The 17972-nt window shown below is 60.6% G+C and carries 17 protein-coding genes and 1 tRNA gene; 14 read left to right on the forward strand and 4 right to left on the reverse strand.

Annotation, left to right across the window (positions count from 1 at the left end; genetic code table 11):
• Positions 1 to 347: 347 nt before the first annotated feature.
• The gene (locus HMPREF9720_RS09120) at positions 348 to 842 is read left to right on the forward strand and encodes a 3'-5' exonuclease (protein ID WP_009598029.1); all 495 of its coding nucleotides are present in this window, start codon (positions 348 to 350) and stop codon (positions 840 to 842) included.
• Positions 843 to 921: 79 nt separating this feature from the next.
• Here HMPREF9720_RS09120 and HMPREF9720_RS09125 read toward each other — a convergent pair whose 3' ends face one another.
• On the reverse strand, positions 922 to 2181 hold the full coding sequence (locus HMPREF9720_RS09125; protein WP_039940349.1) for a porin: 1260 nt from the start codon (positions 2179 to 2181) through the stop codon (positions 922 to 924).
• Between the two features lie 263 nt (positions 2182 to 2444).
• On the opposite strand from HMPREF9720_RS09125, the gene tpx reads away from it, so the two are divergent.
• The 13 genes from tpx to HMPREF9720_RS09195 all read left to right on the forward strand — a co-directional run bounded on the left by tpx (position 2445) and on the right by HMPREF9720_RS09195 (position 15838).
• Complete coding sequence (gene tpx / locus HMPREF9720_RS09130; protein ID WP_009597966.1) at positions 2445 to 2951, forward strand: thiol peroxidase; 507 nt, start codon at positions 2445 to 2447, stop codon at positions 2949 to 2951.
• Positions 2952 to 2972: 21 nt separating this feature from the next.
• Positions 2973 to 3248 carry a putative quinol monooxygenase gene (locus HMPREF9720_RS09135; RefSeq protein WP_009598086.1) on the forward strand — a complete coding sequence of 92 codons (276 nt, stop codon included), beginning with the start codon at positions 2973 to 2975 and terminating at the stop codon, positions 3246 to 3248.
• A 296-nt stretch (positions 3249 to 3544) separates the two neighbouring features.
• A tRNA-Ser gene (locus HMPREF9720_RS09145) sits at positions 3545 to 3635 on the forward strand.
• A gap of 178 nt (positions 3636 to 3813) precedes the next feature.
• Complete coding sequence (gene sufB, locus HMPREF9720_RS09150) at positions 3814 to 5259, forward strand: Fe-S cluster assembly protein SufB (protein ID WP_039940351.1); 1446 nt, start codon at positions 3814 to 3816, stop codon at positions 5257 to 5259.
• A 12-nt stretch (positions 5260 to 5271) separates the two neighbouring features.
• Positions 5272 to 5844: a flavodoxin family protein gene (locus HMPREF9720_RS09155; RefSeq protein ID WP_009597934.1), complete on the forward strand. Its 573-nt coding sequence runs from the start codon at positions 5272 to 5274 to the stop codon at positions 5842 to 5844.
• On the forward strand, positions 5838 to 6590 hold the full coding sequence (gene sufC, locus HMPREF9720_RS09160) for a Fe-S cluster assembly ATPase SufC (protein WP_009598044.1): 753 nt from the start codon (positions 5838 to 5840) through the stop codon (positions 6588 to 6590). The genes HMPREF9720_RS09155 and sufC overlap by 7 nt, the downstream gene beginning before the upstream one ends.
• Positions 6587 to 7408, forward strand: a complete 822-nt coding sequence (locus HMPREF9720_RS09165; protein ID WP_009597982.1) for a SufD family Fe-S cluster assembly protein — start codon at positions 6587 to 6589, stop codon at positions 7406 to 7408. The genes sufC and HMPREF9720_RS09165 overlap by 4 nt, the downstream gene beginning before the upstream one ends.
• 2 nt (positions 7409 to 7410) lie before the next feature.
• Entirely contained in the window at positions 7411 to 8628 is a 1218-nt protein-coding gene (locus HMPREF9720_RS09170; protein WP_009598088.1) for an aminotransferase class V-fold PLP-dependent enzyme, read from the forward strand.
• A 50-nt stretch (positions 8629 to 8678) separates the two neighbouring features.
• The gene (locus HMPREF9720_RS09175; RefSeq protein WP_009598032.1) at positions 8679 to 9368 is read left to right on the forward strand and encodes a dTMP kinase; all 690 of its coding nucleotides are present in this window, start codon (positions 8679 to 8681) and stop codon (positions 9366 to 9368) included.
• A complete protein-coding gene (locus HMPREF9720_RS09180) occupies positions 9361 to 10467 on the forward strand; it encodes a BT_3928 family protein (RefSeq protein WP_009597955.1) in 1107 nt (368 codons plus the stop codon). The genes HMPREF9720_RS09175 and HMPREF9720_RS09180 overlap by 8 nt, the downstream gene beginning before the upstream one ends.
• A 61-nt stretch (positions 10468 to 10528) precedes the next feature.
• Entirely contained in the window at positions 10529 to 11557 is a 1029-nt protein-coding gene (locus HMPREF9720_RS09185) for an efflux RND transporter periplasmic adaptor subunit (RefSeq protein ID WP_009598083.1), read from the forward strand.
• 7 nt (positions 11558 to 11564) lie between these two features.
• Positions 11565 to 14597 (forward strand): efflux RND transporter permease subunit, encoded by a 3033-nt coding sequence (locus tag HMPREF9720_RS09190; protein ID WP_009597996.1) that lies wholly within the window; start codon positions 11565 to 11567, stop codon positions 14595 to 14597.
• Positions 14594 to 15838, forward strand: a complete 1245-nt coding sequence (locus tag HMPREF9720_RS09195; protein ID WP_009597904.1) for a TolC family protein — start codon at positions 14594 to 14596, stop codon at positions 15836 to 15838. Before HMPREF9720_RS09190 ends, HMPREF9720_RS09195 begins: the two co-directional genes overlap by 4 nt.
• Positions 15839 to 15899: 61 nt before the next feature.
• On the opposite strand, the gene HMPREF9720_RS09200 is transcribed toward HMPREF9720_RS09195, so the two are convergent.
• Genes HMPREF9720_RS09200 through HMPREF9720_RS15665 form a run of 3 tightly spaced genes read right to left on the reverse strand, consistent with a single transcriptional unit; the run spans position 15900 to position 17925 of the window.
• Positions 15900 to 16307: an OsmC family protein gene (locus HMPREF9720_RS09200; RefSeq protein WP_009597994.1), complete on the reverse strand. Its 408-nt coding sequence runs from the start codon at positions 16305 to 16307 to the stop codon at positions 15900 to 15902.
• Between the two features lie 47 nt (positions 16308 to 16354).
• Positions 16355 to 17779: a PAS domain-containing sensor histidine kinase gene (locus tag HMPREF9720_RS09205; protein ID WP_009598034.1), complete on the reverse strand. Its 1425-nt coding sequence runs from the start codon at positions 17777 to 17779 to the stop codon at positions 16355 to 16357.
• Complete coding sequence (locus HMPREF9720_RS15665; protein WP_039940310.1) at positions 17731 to 17925, reverse strand: hypothetical protein; 195 nt, start codon at positions 17923 to 17925, stop codon at positions 17731 to 17733. Before HMPREF9720_RS15665 ends, HMPREF9720_RS09205 begins: the two co-directional genes overlap by 49 nt.
• Positions 17926 to 17972: the final 47 nt, after the last annotated feature.

A 17972-nucleotide genomic window follows, 5' to 3' on the forward strand; every position in this document is an offset into this window, starting at 1 on the left:
TTCCGGACCAAGCCCGCCGCGACAGTATGGTTGCGGGCGTTCTGATTGTCAGGCGGGCGATATGCCGGCGGTTCCCGGCGCCGGTCGCCGGAGCGTTGTAACATATTTGAAACGTTCTTCTCTTCGTATTGTCATCGTGGCATCGCAACGGCGAAACAGGGGGAGCGTAGTTTTGCGGTGTCGAAAGAAAACCGCACTCCGGATTCCCGCCGACGGCGAATCTATTGACCGATCCTGAAAACTTCACCCCTCCCGTTCGCAATGAACGGGATTTTTTTGCGTTTGCAGGGTGCGGCCGCCGCGGAAAATGCCTATATTTGCGGCGGCGACAAGTCCCGGAAAGCGATATGAAAGATTTTGCAGCGATAGATTTCGAAACGGCCAACGGCAAGCGCACGAGCGTCTGCTCGGTGGGCGTGGTGGTCGTACGCGGCGGCGAGGTGACCGATTCGTTTTACAGCCTGATCCGCCCGCGGCCCAATTTTTACAGCCGCTTCACCACGGCCATCCACGGCCTGACTTATGACGATACGGCCGAAGCGCCCGATTTCGAAACGGTGTGGAAACAGATCGCCCCGCGCATCGAGGGCCTGCCGCTCGTGGCCCACAATTCGCCCTTCGACGAAGGGTGCCTGCGCGCCGTCTTCGAACTTTACGGCATGCCTTATCCCGGCTATCGGTTCTACTGTACCTGCCGGGCTTCGCGGCGGACGTTCGGCACGCAGCTGCCCAATCATCAGCTGCACACCGTCTCGGCCGCCTGCGGTTTCGACTTGGCGAACCATCACCACGCTCTGGCCGATGCCGAAGCCTGCGCCCGGATCGCGCTCAAAATCCTGTAAAAGCATACGGTTCTATTGAAATGCACCCCAAAGTTATCTCGCTTTGGGGTGCATTCCATTTGAAAGTGGGTATTTCGTATCAGAGTCCCAGTTCCAGCTGGAACCGGATCTCCCAGCGGTTGTAATTGGGGGCGATCGACTCGCTGCGGTGGTTGTAGGACATGTCGGCCTGCACTTTCAGGCTGTGTCCGATGATGTAGCGGGTGACGCCGAAAGTCGTCTGGTTCCAGCGTTTGTAACCGGCGAAAGGCTGCACCTCGCTTTCGGGGAAGAGCGTCGAGTTGCGCAGGGCGATCTCCCATTTCTTGTCGAAGAGGTAGCTGGTCTGCACGTTGAGACCCTGACCGTTGTACACGAAGGCGTTGCTCCGGGGATCGAACAGCGGTTCGTCGCAGCTGCGGCCCATGAAGTCGGTATAGAATGCGAATCCCCGGTATTTGAGGATGAAGTCGGCGAAGTAGGAACCCAGATTGCGGGTCGCGTCGTCGGGCATGACGGCGCCGCGCTGGCCCTTCAGGCGCGACGCCTTGTGGTTGTAGGAATAGGCTCCCGCCAGCAGTATCTTGACCCGTTCTTCGCCTTCGAAGTCGCCTTCGAGCACGTCGCCTTTCGATTTGAACCGTCCCAGCGGATAGAGTTCCAGACGTCCCGTGTAGGCCACTCCTCCGATCGCCGAACTGCCCCAGTTGCGGCCTTCGCCCAGCGTTACGGAGCCTTTGGCCGAGAGGTTGAACCCCTCGCCCTGACGCATGTTGTATTCGCCGAAGAATCCGAAGCCGCGGTCGAGATTGAATTCGCTGTTGACGATGCTCCGGTCGATGAACTGCAGGGCGCTCGACGAGTTGGTGCGCGCCCGGTTGGCCTTGATCTTGGTCTGGCCGAACCCGATGTTCCATTTGGGACTGGGCACATAGTAGACGATGGCGTCGCGGACGATGTTCATGTTGCCGTTGGGCAGCGGTTCGGTATCGTACGAGGTGAAGCCCAGTTGTATGGAGTAAACCAGTTTCGGGGAGTAGATGTGTCCGTCGAAACGCAGCCGCAGCCGTTTTACCTGCGCGTCGGTTTTGGTGAGCGTAAAATCCTTGTCGAACGACAGTCCCACCATGTTCTGCATGCGGAAGCGCATGGTCAGCGAAAACCAGTTGCTTTTGGGGCGGAACGTGATGCCCTTGCCCACTTCGAGGTTGGGCATGTTGCGCAGGCGTTCCCGCAGTTCGGCGTCGTTGTCGAGCGAATCGGCGGTAATGACTTCGGTGCGCCTGAGCGGCGAGCGCTCCTGTGCCGCGGCGATCGAGCAGCAACTGGTCAGCAGGAGCAGGAGGAGTGTTTTTTTCATTTCGGTCTTGTCTGTTTTTTCCGTTCGTCCGGTTCCCCGCAAAAATACAAAAAATATGCGCGTCCCGGTTAATTTGCTGCAAAGTTGGAAAGTAAACCTGAAAAGAATATGAAACAGACTTTGGAATCCTGCCGGAAAGGAATTAAATTTGCTGGAGCGGACGGGAGGATCGGACTGATTCGGAGGACTCCCGGCCGCCCGGCCGAAAAACAATAAACCCCGGCCGGGGACGTTTAATAATATAACCGTTAAAGTAAACTGTCATGTCAGAGACAAAATTCAAAGGTTCGCCCGTGCGTGTCGCCGGCGAATTCATAACGGCGGGCGCCGAAGCTCCCGCTTTCGAACTGGTTAAGAGCGATCTCTCGCCCCTGCGTCTGAGCGACCTCAAAGGCAAGCGCGTCGTGCTGAACATCTTCCCAAGTCTCGATACGAGCGTATGCGCGACTTCGGTGCGCAAATTCAACAAGCTGGCCGCTTCGCTGCCCGATACCGTCGTTGTGGCCGTGTCGAAGGACCTGCCTTTTGCGCATGCCCGTTTCTGCACGACCGAGGGCATCGAGAATGTCGTGCCCGCATCGGATTTCCGGGCATCGGGATTCGACGGGGCTTACGGCGTGCTGATGGCCGACGGACCGCTGGCCGGCCTGCTGGCGCGTGCCGTTGTGGTGATCGACAAGGCGGGCAGGGTGGTGTACACCGAGCTGGTGCCGGAGATTACCGAGGAGCCTGACTACGACAAGGCCGTCGAAGCCGTGAAAGCTAACTAACCGACCTAAATAGATACGATCATGATAAGACTGAATGTTTTTATCCGCACGACCGAATCCAATCGTGCGGAAATACTCTCCGTGGCAAAAGAACTGGTGACCGCTTCGCTCAAGGACGAAGGCTGCATAGCGTACGATATTTTCGAGAGTGCGACGCGTCCGGACGTGCTGATGATCTGCGAGACGTGGAGCGACGCCAAGGCGCTGGCCGCACACGAACAGGCGTCGCATTTCACGACGCTGGTGCCGCGTCTGCATCAGTTGGGCGAAATGAAACTGGAGAAGTTTGTTTTCTAAACTCCAGCAACGGTAGACATGCCCTCCGCATCTTGATACGGAGGGCATGTTGTTTTTGCAGCAGGTGTGTTTTGTCCGGGGAAATGGACAGGATGCGGGGGAGGGCTTGTGCGGCCCCCCCCCTATGGCACTTCCTGTTTTGTATGCTGGATTTGCTTCTCGTTTTGCAGATTATCAACGCCAAGGCGAATGCGATGCGATGGAAAAATGAAATTTTGACTGCATTTCTTTGTATTTCGTCAAAAAGATTCTATATTTGCACACCCGTTTCAGGATAAAGGTCCGGAACGGCGACCGGAGAGTTGGGTGAGTGGCTGAAACCACCAGTTTGCTAAACTGACGTACGGGATTACTGTACCGGGGGTTCGAATCCCCCACTCTCCGCCAAGGAAAGGGTATCGTACCGGCAGCCTGAAATAAAGACGACCAGAGGGCCGTCTTTATTTTTTTAGCTCCCCGTTCATCCCGCTTTTTTGCCGTTTTGCCCGCTCTGGACCCAGATTTGCTCTGCTGCGTTATGAAAATGTGATTTGATTTTGTACCTTTGTACGATATTTCGCGCATAATGGCAGAGAAAGATAAAGACATACTGGAGAATATCGGAGAGCAGGAATATAAGTACGGCTTCACCTCGGATATCGAGACCGAAACCATCGGCAAGGGACTGAGCGAGGATGTCGTGCGGCTGATCTCCGCCAAGAAGGGCGAACCCGCATGGATGACCGAGCGGCGCGTGGCGGCCTACCGCCACTGGCTGACGATGGGACCGCCGACGTGGGCCCACCTGACGATTCCCGAAATAGATTTTCAGGACATCATCTATTATGCCGCCCCCAAGCAGCAGAAAAAACTCGATTCGATGGACGAGGTCGACCCCGAACTCAAGCGGACGTTCGACAAACTGGGCATTCCCCTCGAAGAGCAGATGGCGCTGGCGGGCGTGGCGGTCGATGCCGTGATGGACTCGGTGTCGGTCAAGACTACCTTCAAGGAGGTGCTGGCCGAGAAAGGCATCATCTTCTGTTCGATTTCCGAAGCGCTGCGCGACTACCCGGATCTCGTGAAGAAGTATCTCGGCAGCGTCGTGCCCTATACCGACAATTTCTACGCCGCGCTCAACGCCGCGGTCTTTTCCGACGGTTCGTTCTGCTACATTCCGAAAGGCGTCCGCTGTCCGATGGAGCTTTCGACCTATTTCCGCATCAACGCCGCGGGAACGGGGCAGTTCGAACGTACGCTGATCGTAGCCGACGAAGGTGCTTACGTGAGCTATCTGGAGGGGTGTACAGCCCCTCGCCGCGACGAAAACCAGCTGCATGCCGCCGTGGTGGAGATCATCGTCGAGAAAGACGCCGAGGTCAAATATTCGACGGTGCAGAACTGGTATCCGGGCGACAGGGAGGGCCGGGGCGGCATCTATAATTTCGTCACCAAGCGCGGTATCTGCCGCGAGAACGCCCGTCTGTCATGGACGCAGGTCGAGACCGGGTCGGCGATCACGTGGAAATATCCGAGCTGCATTCTCGCCGGCGACAATTCGGTGGGCGAGTTCTACTCGGTGGCCATGACCAACAATTTCCAGCAGGCCGATACCGGTACGAAGATGATCCACATAGGGCGCAACACCCGCAGCCGCATCGTGTCGAAAGGCATTTCGGCCGGGCGGAGCGAAAACTCCTACCGCGGTCTGGTCCGCATGGCGAAGGGGGCTGAGAACGCCCGCAACTATTCGCAGTGCGATTCGCTGCTGATCGGCGACAAATGCGGGGCGCATACCTTCCCCGTGATCGACAGCCGCAACCGCACGGCTGTGGTCGAACACGAAGCCACGACCTCGAAGATTTCGGACGACCAGCTCTTCTACTGCAACCAGCGGGGCCTTTCGACCGAGGACGCCGTGGGGCTGATCGTGAACGGCTATGCCCGCGAGGTGCTGGCCAAACTGCCGATGGAATTCGCCGTTGAGGCGCAGAAACTGCTTTCGATCAGCCTCGAAGGCTCGGTCGGATAACGGGCGGGGAAGATGAAAGTGCTGGTGCTCAACGGCAGTCCGCGGCGCAACGGTCTGGTCTCGCAGATGCTGGAACATATTGCCGGCAGTTTGCCGGAGACGTGCGACGTCGAGCGTATTTTCGTCCACGACCTGACCGTAAGACCCTGCACGGGGTGTATGAGCTGCCGCTCGAAACTCTGCTGCGCGCTGCCCGAAGACGATGCGCACCGCGTCGCGGAGGCGATCCGCACGGCGGATGCGCTGGTTATAGGTTCGCCCTGCTATTGGGGCAATATGAACGGGGCCTTGAAAGTGCTGTTCGACCGGTCGGTCCATGTGATGATGGGGGAGAAGGAGAGCGGAATGCCGGTGGCGCTGCACAAGGGACAGCGGGCCGTGCTGGTGGCGACGTGCAACACGATATATCCGTTCAGCGTGTTGTTCAACCAGACCCGCGGGGTGTTCCGCGCCCTGCGCGAGATACTCCGGTGGAGCGGTTACCGCATCGTCGGTACCGCGGCCAAAAGCGGCTGCCGCAAGAACGGCAGGCTGACGGACAGAGAGATTGAAAAATGTAAAAAACTGGCAAGAAAGATATGTTAAGCGTAAAAAATCTGCATGCGTCGGTCGACGGCAAAGAGATTCTGCGGGGCATCGACCTCGAAGTGAAAGCCGGCGAGGTGCATGCCGTCATGGGGCCTAACGGCTCTGGCAAATCGACGCTCGCGGCGGTGCTCGCGGGCAATGAGAAATTCACGGTGACCGAAGGTTCGGCCACGTTCCTCGGACGGGACCTGCTGGAGATGCCGATCGAGGACCGGGCGCGTCTGGGGCTGTTTCTGGGTTTTCAGTATCCGGTCGAGATTCCGGGCGTCACGATGGCCAACTTCATGAAGCTGGCCGTGAACGAGCAGCGCAAGTTCCGCGGCGAGGAGCCGCTGACGGCCGCCGAATTCCTGAAGCTGATGCGCGAGAAGAGCGCCGTCGTGGAGTTGGATTCGAAACTCACCTCGCGCGCCGTGAACGAAGGCTTTTCGGGCGGTGAGAAGAAGAAGAACGAGATTTTCCAGATGGCGATGCTCGATCCGAAGCTGGCCATTCTGGACGAGACCGATTCGGGACTCGACATCGACGCCCTGCGCATCGTCGCCACGGGCGTTACGAAACTGCATACGCCCGAAAACGCCACGGTGGTCATTACGCATTACCAGCGATTGCTGGATTACATCGTGCCCGACGTGGTGCATGTGCTCTACCGGGGACGCATTATCCATACGGGCGACAAGACGCTGGCTCTCAAACTCGAAAAGGAGGGCTACGACTGGCTGATTAACGATTACAGGGAATGACGGCGATACTCGATATAATCCGTGATTTCCGCACGGCGCAGGGCGAAGTGTTCCGGATCGAAGGGACGCAGGACGGGCCTTATGCGGCGGTCGATCCCCGGCACATGCGCATCGAAGCCGCCGCGGGCGCGTCGGGACGCATCGTGGTGGTGCATACCGCGCCCGACATGTCGTCGCTGGAGATCGTTGCGGCGGAGGACGCCCGTCTCGAAATAACGGAGGTGTTCCTCGCCGAAGCTTTCGCGGAGATTGCGGTGAAGCAGTCCGCACGCAGCCTGTGCCGCCTGACGGCCGTGCAGCTTACGAGCGCCAACGCCTCCTATACGATCGATCTCGACGGCCGCGATGCCGAGAACATGCTGGGCGGGGTGTTCCTCGCCGGCGGCGAAGAACACTGCGTCGTCAAACTGCGCACGAACCACAACGTGCCCGACTGCCGCAGCAATTCCTATATCAAAGGCGTTGCCGGCGGTTCGGCCCGCGGCGAGTTCTGCGGACTGGTCTATGTGGCGCCCGATGCGCAGCATACCGACGCGCAGCAGCAGAACCGCAACATCCTGCTGAGCGAGACGGCGCATATCGCCACCCAGCCCCAGCTGGAGATATATGCCGACGACGTGAAGTGCTCGCACGGCGCGACGGTGGGGCAGATGGACTCGGAAGCCGTGCTGTACATGCGCCAGCGCGGCCTGAGCGAGGTGCAGGCCCGCCGGCTGCAGATCGAAGGTTTCGTGGGCGACGTCGTGCGTCGCTGCGGCGTGGAGCCGTTGTGCGAGACGATGATGGAGGCCGTTAGGGCCAAAATGGAAAAATTGTAACCATGTTCGACGTTGAAAAAATACGCGGGGAGTTCCCGATTCTCGGACGCGAGGTTTACGGCAAGCCGCTGGTCTACCTCGACAACGGGGCCACGGCCCAGAAGCCGCTGGCGGTGATCGAGACGATCGATTACCTCAACCGGGAGCTCAACGCCAATATCCACCGCGGGGTGCATTACCTTTCGGAGGAGGCCACGACGCTCTACGAAGCGTCGCGCGAGCGGATCCGCGCCTTTATCGGGGCGGCGGAGAAGGAAGAGGTGATTTTCACGGCCGGCGCGACGGCTTCGCTCAATACGGTGGCCTATGGGTGGGGCGAGAAATTCGTCCGTGCGGGCGACAACATCGTCGTCAGCGAAATGGAACACCACTCCAATATCGTTCCGTGGCAGATGCTGTGCGAACGCAAAGGGGCCGAGATCCGGGTGCTGCCCTTCGACGACGAAGGGCGTCTGCGCACCGAACTGCTGCCGTCGCTGCTCGACGGGCGGACGCGCGCCGTCGCCGTGACGCAGGCGTCGAATACGCTCGGCACGCGGCCCGAACTGCGCGGGATTATCGACGCGGCGCATGCCGTGGGGGCGATCGCCGTCGTGGACGGATGTCAGGGCGTCGTGCACGGGGGCGCGGACATGCAGGAGCTGGATTGCGATTTCTACGCATTTTCGGGACATAAGCTCTTCGCTCCGACGGGTATCGGCGTGCTGTACGGCAAACGCGCGCTGCTGGAGGCGATGCCGCCGTTTCTGGGCGGCGGGGACATGGTCGATACGGTGACGTTCGCAAAGACGACCTATGCGCCCGTTCCGCTCAAGTTCGAGGCGGGAACGGCCAATTTTTCGGGCGCCATCGCGCTCGGCGAAGCAGTGAAATTCGTCCAGCGCTTCGATCCCGAAGAGGTCGAGCGGCACGAGCAGGCGCTGCTGCGCCGTGCGACCGAACGTCTCGCGGCGATCGACGGCCTGCGGATTTACGGCACGGCGCCCGGCAAATGCGCCATCGTGTCGTTCAACGTCGAGGGCGTGCATCCTTACGATATGGGGATGATTCTCGACAAGCTCGGCATCGCCGTCCGTACCGGACAGCACTGCGCCGAGCCGGTGATGGACCATTACGCGACGACGGGCATGTGCCGCGCTTCGTTCGCGCTTTACAACACGCAGGCCGAAGCCGATGCGCTGGCCGACGGGGTCGAACGGGCCGTGCGGATGCTGCGCTGAGAAGAGGAAACTACCATAACTACCACAAACGGAAATAAAACAGGCAACTTATGTTCATTGTACTCGAAGGATTGGACGGAGCGGGCAAATCGACCCAGATACGCATGCTGCGCCAGCTGTTTACCGACAGGGGCGTCGAGAGCGAGTATGTGCATTTCCCGCGCTTCGATTCGCCCGTATACGGCCAGCTGATCGCCCGGTTCCTGCGCGGCGAATTCGGCGGCGTGCAGGAGGTCGATCCCTACCTCGTGGCGCTGATTTTTGCGGGCGACCGCGCCGACGCCGCGCCGCAGATACGGCAGTGGCTCGCCGAAGGAAAAGCGGTGGTGCTGGACCGTTACGTCTACTCGAACGTGGGTTTCCAGTGCGCCAAACTTCCCGCCGGCGAGGAGCGCGATCGGCTGGCCGACTGGATCGTGAACCTCGAATTCGGCCATAACGCGCTTCCCCGTCCCGACCTCTCGCTGTTCCTCGACGTACCGTTCGCCTTCACCGAGCGCAAGCTCTCCGAAGTGCGCGAAGGCGACGACCGCGACTATCTGCAGGGCGGACAGGATATCCACGAAGCGTCGTTGCAGCTACAGCAGGACGTGCGCAGCGTCTATCTCGCTTCGGCGGCCAAGGACCCGTCGCTGCGGGTCGTCGATTGCAGCGACGCTTCGGGCGCGATGGAGTCGCCCGAAGGCATCTTCGCCAAAATCCGTGCGGAACTAATCCCAATACTTGGAGCAGATGTGTAAAACACGGGTATTCAAACTGATAGCCAACGTTTGCCGGCTGATCCTCGCCTGCACGTTCATCCTTTCGGGTTTCACGAAGGTTATCGACCCGTGGGGCACGGCGATGAAGGTCAACGAGTACCTCTCGATCTACGGCGTCGAGTCGCTGCAGCCTGCGAGCATGGCTTTTTCGATCTGGTTGTGCGGCGCCGAGCTGATGATGGGGTGCATGCTGCTGTTCAAGGTTCGCATCCGCCTGATTTCGATCTTCGCCGTGCTGTCGATGCTGTTCTTCACAGCGCTGACATTGCTGAGTGCCACGCTGATTCCCGTCGAGGACTGCGGCTGTTTCGGCGAGGCGCTGAAACTGACGCCGTGGCAGACTTTCTTCAAGAATCTGGCCCTGCTGCCCATGGCCTTCGTGGTCTGGTGGCGCTACCGTCCCGACAAGATTTTCGCCTTCAACGCGCTGGAAATCGTGCTGACGGTCACCTTCTTCTTCCTTTCGATGTATCTGGGGTACTACTGTTACCGCCATCTGCCGCTGATCGACTTCCTGCCCTACAAGGTCGGGGTCAATATCTGGGAGGGCATGCACGCTCCGGCCGTCGAACCCGGCGAGACGGAGACCGTGCTCGTTTACCGCAATCTCGAAACGGGCAAACTGCACGAATTTTCGCTCGAAGACACCGCATGGCAGGACGCCGGGAAGTGGGAGTGGGTCGATACCCGGACTACCGAGGAGATGCCCGCCATACGCCCGCTTATGAGCGAATTCGCCCTGCGCGATGCCGAGGGGGACGCCACGGAGGAGATACTGACCGCTCCCGGACGCGTGTATATGCTTTGCGTCACCTCGTTCGACCGCCTGCCGCGCGCCTGCGCCAAACGGTTTGCCAGACTCATACAGCGTGCAGAGACCGAAGGCGCACGTGCCGTCTGCCTCACGCCCCAGCCGCTGTACGGCGTCACCCGCCACGATTTCGGATCGGGCGAAGTACGGTGCTATAACATAGACGCTTCGACCATGAAGACCATGCTTCGCGCCAACAACGGCATGGTGCTGCTCGAAGAGGGCGTGATCCGCGCTAAAAAGAATTGTCGCGATATTCGTCCATAGGGACTTTTTTGCGGCGAGTGGTATGAAAGTTGACCCCGGAAACGGAGTCAACTTTCTTATTATGCGAACTTTCCAAACTTTATTCCTTCTTCTCGCGCTGTGCGGCTGCGGCCGCCGTCAGCCGGCGCCTGAGACGGTCCGCCCGGTGAAGGTCGTCACGGCGTCGGGCGCCGGGGTCATCGACAAGGATTTCGCGGGCATGGCTACGCCCGACGACGCCGTGAATCTGGCGTTCAAGCTTTCCGGACAGGTGCTGGACGTTCCGGTGTCGCAGGGCGAGAACGTGAAGAAGGGGGCGCTGCTGGCCGAGCTCGACCCCCGCGACATCCAGCTGCAGGTCTCCGCCGACCGCTCCGCATACGAAGAGGCCCGCTCGCAGCTGCAGCGCATGCAGCGGCTGTTGGAGCACGAAGCCGTCTCGCAGCAGGAATTCGAAGCTTCCCGAACCCGCTATGCGCAGGCCCGCTCTGCTTATGACAACTCCCTCGATATGCTCAAGGAGACCAAGCTCCGGGCGCCTTTCGCCAGCGTCGTCGAACGCAAATACGTCGATAATTACGAACGGGTGCAGGCCGGACAGACCATCGTGCGCGTCGTGAATCCCGTGACGACGCAGGTGCAGTTCACCCTGCCCGAAAGCGCTCTGCCGCTGCTGGCCTCCCAATCCACGCGCTTCGAGGTGGAATTCGACAACTACCGGGGCGTGAAGTTTCCGGCCGTGCTGAAAGATTACGCCAAGACTTCGTCCGATGCGTCGGGATTTCCCGTATCGCTTCGCCTGACCAATGCCGATCCGGGGCGTTATCCCGTCTCTCCGGGCATGTCGTGTACGATTACCATGCAGAGCGCCGATCCGGTTCCCGACGCCGTGTCGCTGCCCGTGTCGGCGATCTTCGCTCCGGCCGAAGGCGGCACCTACGTCTGGATCGTGACCGGCGACGGCCATGTCGTGCGCCGTGAGGTGACGCTGGGCGAGCTGTACGGCCGCGACCGCGTCGTGGTGGACAGCGGCGTGGAGCCGGGCGAGCGCGTCGTCACGGCGGGCGTTTATCAGCTGCGGCAGGGCGAGCGGGTGCGAATCCTAAAGTGATACGGTCATGAGTCTGCCCGAATATTCGCTGAAAAATAAAAAAGTCGTCTGGTTTTTCCTTTTCGTCCTGCTTGCTGGCGGCGCCCTCGGCTTCGTCACGCTGGGCAAAAAGGAGGATTCGACGTTCGTCATCAAAAGTGCGTCGCTGGTCTGCACCTATCCCGGAGCCACGCCGCTGGAGGTCGAACAGCTCATTTCCGAGCCGATCGAACGCGAGGTGCAGTCGATGCGGCTGGTGCATAAAATCACCTCCGAGTCCTATTACGGACTTTCGAAGATCATGGTCGAACTCGATCCTGCGACCGGTGCCGCGGAGATTCCGCAGTTGTGGGACGAGCTGCGGCGCAAGGTGCTCAACATCCAGTCCCGGCTGCCGGCCGGGGCTTCGCCCGTTACCGTGGCCGACGATTTCGGCGACGTGTACGGCATCTATTACGGCCTTTCGGTCGACGGCGGATTCACATGGTCCGAACTGCGCGAATGGGCGCAGCGGATCAAGACGGCGCTGGTGACCGTGGACGGCGTGCAGAAGGTGACGCTCTTCGGCGAGCAGACGCCTGTGGTGAACGTCTATGTCAGCCTTGCGGCGCTCGCCAACTTCTCGATCCGCCCCGAATCGATCGTGAGGACCATCGGCCAGCAGAACACGATCGTCAACAGCGGCGAGAAGCAGGCCGGGGCGCTCGAAATACAGATTTTGGAGGACGGGGCCTATAAGGACCTCGGCGACATCTCCAACCAGCTGCTCATCTCCTCTTCGGGCAAGCAGTACCGGCTGGGCGACATCGCCCGCGTGGAGCGGGGATACGCCGATCCGCCGCAGACGCTGATGCGCGTGAACGGCCGCAGGGCGGTGGGCATCGGCATCTCGACCGAGGCCGACGTGGACGTGGTGAAGGCCGGGGAGAAGATCGGCCGGGTGCTCGGCGGCCTTACGCGCCAGATGCCCGTGGGCATGGACCTCACGGTGCTTTATCCCGAAGACCGCATTGCCCGCGAGGCGAATTCCACCTTTATCCTGAACCTCGCCGAATCGGTGGCGATCGTCATCCTTATCATCATGCTCGTCATGGGATTCCGCGCCGGGGTGCTGATCGGCAGTTCGCTGCTGTTCTCCATCGGCGGTACGCTTCTGCTGATGCAGTTTCTGGGCGAAGGTCTCAACCGCACCTCGCTGGCGGGGTTCATCATCGCGATGGGCATGCTGGTGGACAATGCCATCGTGGTGACCGACAATGCGCAGCAGGCCATGCTGCGGGGCGTCGCGCGGCGGCAGGCCGTCATCGACGGAGCCAATGCTCCGCGCTGGAGCCTGCTGGGAGCGACGCTGATCGCCATTTTCTCGTTCCTGCCGCTTTATCTGGCCCCTTCGTCCGTTGCCGAGATCGTCAAGCCGCTGTTCGTCGTGCTGGGGCTTTCGCTGCTGCTGAGCTGGGGGCTGGCCCTTACGCAGACGCCGCTTTTCGGCGATTTCATGCTCCGCGTCAAACCTGCGGCGCACGATCCCTACGATACGAAGTTCTACCGGAAATTCGACCAGCTGCTGGCCGGGCTGCTGCGCTGGCGGTGGGGCGTCGTTGCGGGCGTCGTCGCGCTCTTCGCCCTTTCGCTGGCGGTAATGGGTCTCATGCCGCAGAATTTCTTCCCGTCGCTGGACAAGCCCTATTTCCGGGCCGACGTACTGCTGCCCGAAGGGTATAACATCCGCGATACGGAGCGCAACCTGCGTCTGATGGAGGAGTGGCTCCATGCGCAGCCCGAAGTGAAGACCGTATCGGTGACGATGGGCTCCACGCCGCCGCGCTATTATCTGGCCAGCAGCAGCATTTCGCTGCGTCCCAATTTCGGCAATATCCTGATCGAACTGCACGACCGGAAACAGACCGAGGAGGTCGAAAACCGTTTCAACGCCTACGTTGTGGCGAACTGTCCCGACGTGTGGCTGCGCTCGTCGCTTTTCAAGCTCTCGCCCGTGCCCGACGCCGCGATCGAATTCGGGTTCATCGGCGACGATATCGACACGCTCCGCCGGCTGACGCAGGCGGCCGAGGATATCATGTGGCGTACGCCCGGCACGGCGAATATCCGCAACAGCTGGGGCAACCGCGTTCCGACGTGGCTGCCGCTCTACTCGCAGATGAAGGGCCAGCGCATCGGCGTCACCCGCAGTCAGATGGCACAGGGCATTACCATCGCCACGCAGGGCTACCGGCTCGGCGAGTACCGCGAGGGCGACCAGTTCATGCCGATCCTGCTCAAGGACGAGAATATCGACGCCTACAACCTGACCAACCTGCAGGCGCTGCCGATCTTCACGCCTGCGGGCAAAGTCTACTCCATCGAGCAGGCGACCGACGGTTTCCGCTTCGAATACCGCGGTGGGGTGGTGAAGCGTTACAACCGCCAGCGGGTGATGAAGGCGCAGTGCGATCCGGCGCGCGGGGTCAATACGATGGAGCTGTTCGCGGCCCTGCGCGATTCGGTGACCCGCGCCGTGCCGCTGCCCGAAGGCTATTCGATGAAGGTCTTCGGCGAGCAGGAGAGCCAGCAGGAGTCCAATTCGGCGCTGGCCGAGTACATGCCCCTGACGATGATCCTGATCTTCATCGTCCTGCTTCTGCTGTTCCGCAACTACCGCGAACCGGTCATCATCTTGCTGATGATCCCCCTGATCTTTATCGGCGTGGTGCTGGGGCTGGCCGTTACGGGCAAGGTGTTCAACTTCTTTTCGCTGCTGGGACTGCTGGGGCTTGTGGGAATGAATATCAAGAACGCCGTGGTGCTGGTCGAGCAGATCGGCGTCCTGCGGGCCGGGGGCAGAGGGCCTTACGATGCGCTGGTCTCCGCCACGCGCAGCCGTATCGTGCCCGTTGCGATGGCTTCGGGGACCACGATCCTCGGCATGCTGCCCCTGCTGTTCGACTCGATGTTCGGAGCAATGGCTGCGACGATCATGGGCGGACTGCTGGTCGCCACGCTGCTGACCGTCTGCGTCCTGCCGGTCGTCTACGCCATTTTCTATAATATCCGTGAATCATGAAACCGTTTCTGCTGTCAGTCATTCTGTTTTTTTGCCTGCCGCCGACGCACGCTCAGACCACGCTCGACGATTACCGCCGCGACGTGATCGAGTACAGCCGCCGGCTGAAAGTCGCCGCTGCCGGGAGCGATGCCGCCGCAGAAACCGTGGGGCAGGCGCGGACGGGCTACCTGCCGCGGCTGTCGCTCGACGGGAACTTCACGGCCACCGTCCATCATTACGACGGCGTCGAACGTTGGAACTTCAGCGTGCTGCCCCAGCTGGTGCAGGTCGTCTACGGCGGCGGAGCCGTGCGTGCGGCTTACCGGCAGGCCGAACTGGGATACGACATCGCCCTCTGCGACGAGGAGTTCACCCGGCTCGACGTCCGCTATACGGCCGAGTATACCTACTGGAACCTTTCGGCCATGGCGCTCTATGCCGCTTCGATGCGGCAGTATGTCAGCATCATCCGTTCGCTCAAGGAGGTGGTGGACCGCCGGTTTGCCGAGGGGTATATCGCCAAGGGCGACGTGCTGATGATCGACACGCGCCTGAGCGAAGCGCAGTACGAACTGATCTCCGCCGAGCGGAATTACACCGTGGCGCTGCATAATTTCAACATCCTGCGGGGCGCCGATCCTGCACTCGGCGTAACGCTGGCGCAGGGCATCCGCGATTCGCTTCCGCAGCCCGTGCGGGTGCCCGCCGCCGAAGCGGCGGCATTCAGACCCGACTATGCCGCCGCGCAGCTGCGCAGCGACCGGGCCGAAGCCGGCATCCGCGCGGCCCGTGCGGCCTTCAATCCGCAGCTGAGCGTCGGCATCGGGGGATCGTGGCAGCCCTATTATCCCAACCGCACGGGCGCTACGACGGTGGACGGCTCGGCGTTCGTGAAACTCTCGCTGCCGATATTCCACTGGGGCGAACGCCGCCGCGCGACGGGCGTCGCCCGTGCCGTACAGCGGCAGAGCGAATGGGACGCCGCGCAACTCTATGACGATATCGTGCGCGAAGAGATGAACGGCTGGACGGCGCTGGAGAACAGCCGTGCGCAGGTCGAAGCCATGGAGCAGAGCCTGCGCATCGCCGGCGAGAACCTCGACATCAGCACCTATTCCTACGGCGAGGGGCTGGCGACGATTCTCGACGTGCTGCAGGCCCAGCTGAGCTGGATTCAGCTCTATACCAACGCCATCAAGGCGCATTACAATTATGCCGTGGCGGTGTCTGATTACCGGCGGATTACGGCGCAGCAGTAGCCCGGAAATAAAAAATCGGAGGGTCCGTCGGACCCTCCGATTTTTTCGCCGGTTTGCGGTGTCAGGCTTTCGCCGGTTCGGTGCTGACCACCGCGATTTCGTGAGATACCGGGGCGATCATGCGGAACATGCGCATGATGCCGCAGTATTTTTCGTGCGTCAGCGTCGCCGCCCGGCTCACCTTGGCCTGATCGTCCTCGGTGTCGCATTCGATGTTGTAGACGACGTGGAACGACTTGAATACGCTTTCGGACCGGACCTCTTCGGTCGAAAGTTCGCCCGATACGCTTATCTCGAAGCGCTTGGGACGCAGGCGCTCCTTCTCCATAATCATCAGGGCCGTCATTCCCGAACATTTGGCTGCGGCATAGAGCAGCAGGGTCTTGGGATTCATCTCCCCGCAGTCGGGACCGTTTTCGGGCACGAGTTTCGAATCCCCGGTCAGCTGCAACGTTACTTTTTCAATCATATGGCTGAATTTTTATTGAACAACGCTCTTCGGGCAAGAATCGTACCTTACTGCCGCATTCCGGCCGTCCCCGCAGGCTCCCGCCGCGGAGCCGCTTCGGGCCTGCTCAGCGGGTGCTGAATCGTGAACCGGGTGCCTTTGCCGGATTCGGACTCGACCGAAATGGCGCCGCCCAGATATTCGGTGATCGTGCGGCAGATCGACAGTCCGAGCCCGACGCCTTTGACGAACGAGTCGGCCTTGTAGAACCGTTCGAAAATCCGGTCCAGATGCTCCTGTGCGATGCCCTTTCCGGTGTCGTGGACGAACAGTTCGACCTGTTCGCACCCCTGCGGGGAGCGGAAGCCGAAGGTGATGCTGCCGTCGTCCGTGAATTTCGCGGCGTTGTTGATGAGGTTGTTGACGACCTGCTTGAGCCGCGATGCGTCGGTGACTATCGGTGTGTCTGCCTGCGGCATGTCGAGCCGCAAACGGACGCCTTCCGGCATGCAGAGCCGCTGGGCCTGATAAATATCCGTCAGCAGGGCGTGCAGCGAGTGCTCCCCGAAATGGAATTCCATGGTGTTCGATTCGATCTTCGAAAGGTCGAGGATGTCCGAAATCAGGCGCAGCAGCTGGTCTCCGTTGCTCGTTATGAGCCGGCTGTACTCCTGCTTCTCCGCCTCGCTGAACGGGATGTCTTCGCTGGTGAGCAGATTGGCGAAGCCGATGATGGCGTTGAGGGGCGTGCGTATCTCGTGGCTCATGTTGGCCAGAAACGCGCTTTTCAGACGGTCGCTCTCCCTCGCCTTGTCGCGGGCTGCGCGCAGTCCGTCTTCGGAGATCTTGTGGTCGTGGATGCTCTGGCATATCCCCACGATGCGGCAGGGCGATCCGTCGCCGGTCTGTCCGAGGTATACGGACTGCTCCTCGAACCACTCCCACGTACCGTCACCGCGCCGGAGCCGGTACGTGAACGTGTCGGGATTCATCTCTCCTGCGAGTTGTTTTGCGAAGGCGTCGGCCAGCCTGCCGCGGTCTTCGGGATGCACGAGCCTGAAGAAATCTTCGGTGCCGATCGTGCCGTCGCCCGCCGGAAGACCCAAGTGGGCGAACCAGCGCTCGTCGATGACCATTCTGTTGTGTCCGAGGTCGAAAAACCACGGGAATATTTTCGTCTGCGACAGGGCCATGCCGAGGATGAATTTGCGGGTGATCTCCTCCTCGGTGTTGCGGAACAGAAAGACGATCCGGCGCAGCTGCCGCCGCCGGTCGTAACGGCCGACGAAACGGCCTTCGATGTAGAATTTCAGGTTGGAGTCCCGAAGCCGGATATAGCTCCATGGCGGCAGGTCTCCGTAGCGGTGCCGTTCCCTGAGCCGGGCGAAAATGCCGGGCAGAAGGTCCTGCCGGTCGTGACAGACCGAGAGGATGTCGGAGATGTTCAGCGGATGTGCAAAATCCCCCCCCCGCGGATGCGGAGTTCGTCGCATGCCCGTGCGTTGATTTCCGTAATTTCCCCTTCCGGAGTGAGCGTGACGGCGCCGACGGACAGCATGCTCAGCGTGTCTGTCTCGGACTGGGCGCCGGTGCGGGAGGCTGCGCGCGGGTCCTTGTGATGAAAAAGACGCGATTTCATCGAGTGGAGGTTTAGCGAATCAGTGACGACGCAAGGTAGGGATAATT

The sequence above is a fragment of the Alistipes sp. HGB5 genome (assembly GCF_000183485.2).
GTDB classification, from domain to species: Bacteria; Bacteroidota; Bacteroidia; order Bacteroidales; family Rikenellaceae; genus Alistipes; species Alistipes finegoldii.

Coding starts and splice junctions, on each gene's coding strand:
- sufB (WP_039940351.1), top strand. CDS start 3,814: ATGGCAGAGAAAGATAAAGACATACTGGAGAATATCGGAGAGCAGGAA.
- HMPREF9720_RS09205 (WP_009598034.1), bottom strand. CDS start 17,779: ATGCGACGAACTCCGCATCCGCGGGGGGGGGATTTTGCACATCCGCTG.
- HMPREF9720_RS09125 (WP_039940349.1), bottom strand. CDS start 2,181: ATGAAAAAAACACTCCTCCTGCTCCTGCTGACCAGTTGCTGCTCGATC.
- tpx (WP_009597966.1), top strand. CDS start 2,445: ATGTCAGAGACAAAATTCAAAGGTTCGCCCGTGCGTGTCGCCGGCGAA.
- HMPREF9720_RS09175 (WP_009598032.1), top strand. CDS start 8,679: ATGTTCATTGTACTCGAAGGATTGGACGGAGCGGGCAAATCGACCCAG.
- HMPREF9720_RS09195 (WP_009597904.1), top strand. CDS start 14,594: ATGAAACCGTTTCTGCTGTCAGTCATTCTGTTTTTTTGCCTGCCGCCG.
- HMPREF9720_RS09180 (WP_009597955.1), top strand. CDS start 9,361: ATGTGTAAAACACGGGTATTCAAACTGATAGCCAACGTTTGCCGGCTG.
- HMPREF9720_RS09170 (WP_009598088.1), top strand. CDS start 7,411: ATGTTCGACGTTGAAAAAATACGCGGGGAGTTCCCGATTCTCGGACGC.
- HMPREF9720_RS09120 (WP_009598029.1), top strand. CDS start 348: ATGAAAGATTTTGCAGCGATAGATTTCGAAACGGCCAACGGCAAGCGC.
- HMPREF9720_RS09165 (WP_009597982.1), top strand. CDS start 6,587: ATGACGGCGATACTCGATATAATCCGTGATTTCCGCACGGCGCAGGGC.
- HMPREF9720_RS09190 (WP_009597996.1), top strand. CDS start 11,565: ATGAGTCTGCCCGAATATTCGCTGAAAAATAAAAAAGTCGTCTGGTTT.
- HMPREF9720_RS09135 (WP_009598086.1), top strand. CDS start 2,973: ATGATAAGACTGAATGTTTTTATCCGCACGACCGAATCCAATCGTGCG.
- HMPREF9720_RS09155 (WP_009597934.1), top strand. CDS start 5,272: ATGAAAGTGCTGGTGCTCAACGGCAGTCCGCGGCGCAACGGTCTGGTC.
- HMPREF9720_RS09185 (WP_009598083.1), top strand. CDS start 10,529: ATGCGAACTTTCCAAACTTTATTCCTTCTTCTCGCGCTGTGCGGCTGC.
- sufC (WP_009598044.1), top strand. CDS start 5,838: ATGTTAAGCGTAAAAAATCTGCATGCGTCGGTCGACGGCAAAGAGATT.
- HMPREF9720_RS15665 (WP_039940310.1), bottom strand. CDS start 17,925: ATGAAATCGCGTCTTTTTCATCACAAGGACCCGCGCGCAGCCTCCCGC.
- HMPREF9720_RS09200 (WP_009597994.1), bottom strand. CDS start 16,307: ATGATTGAAAAAGTAACGTTGCAGCTGACCGGGGATTCGAAACTCGTG.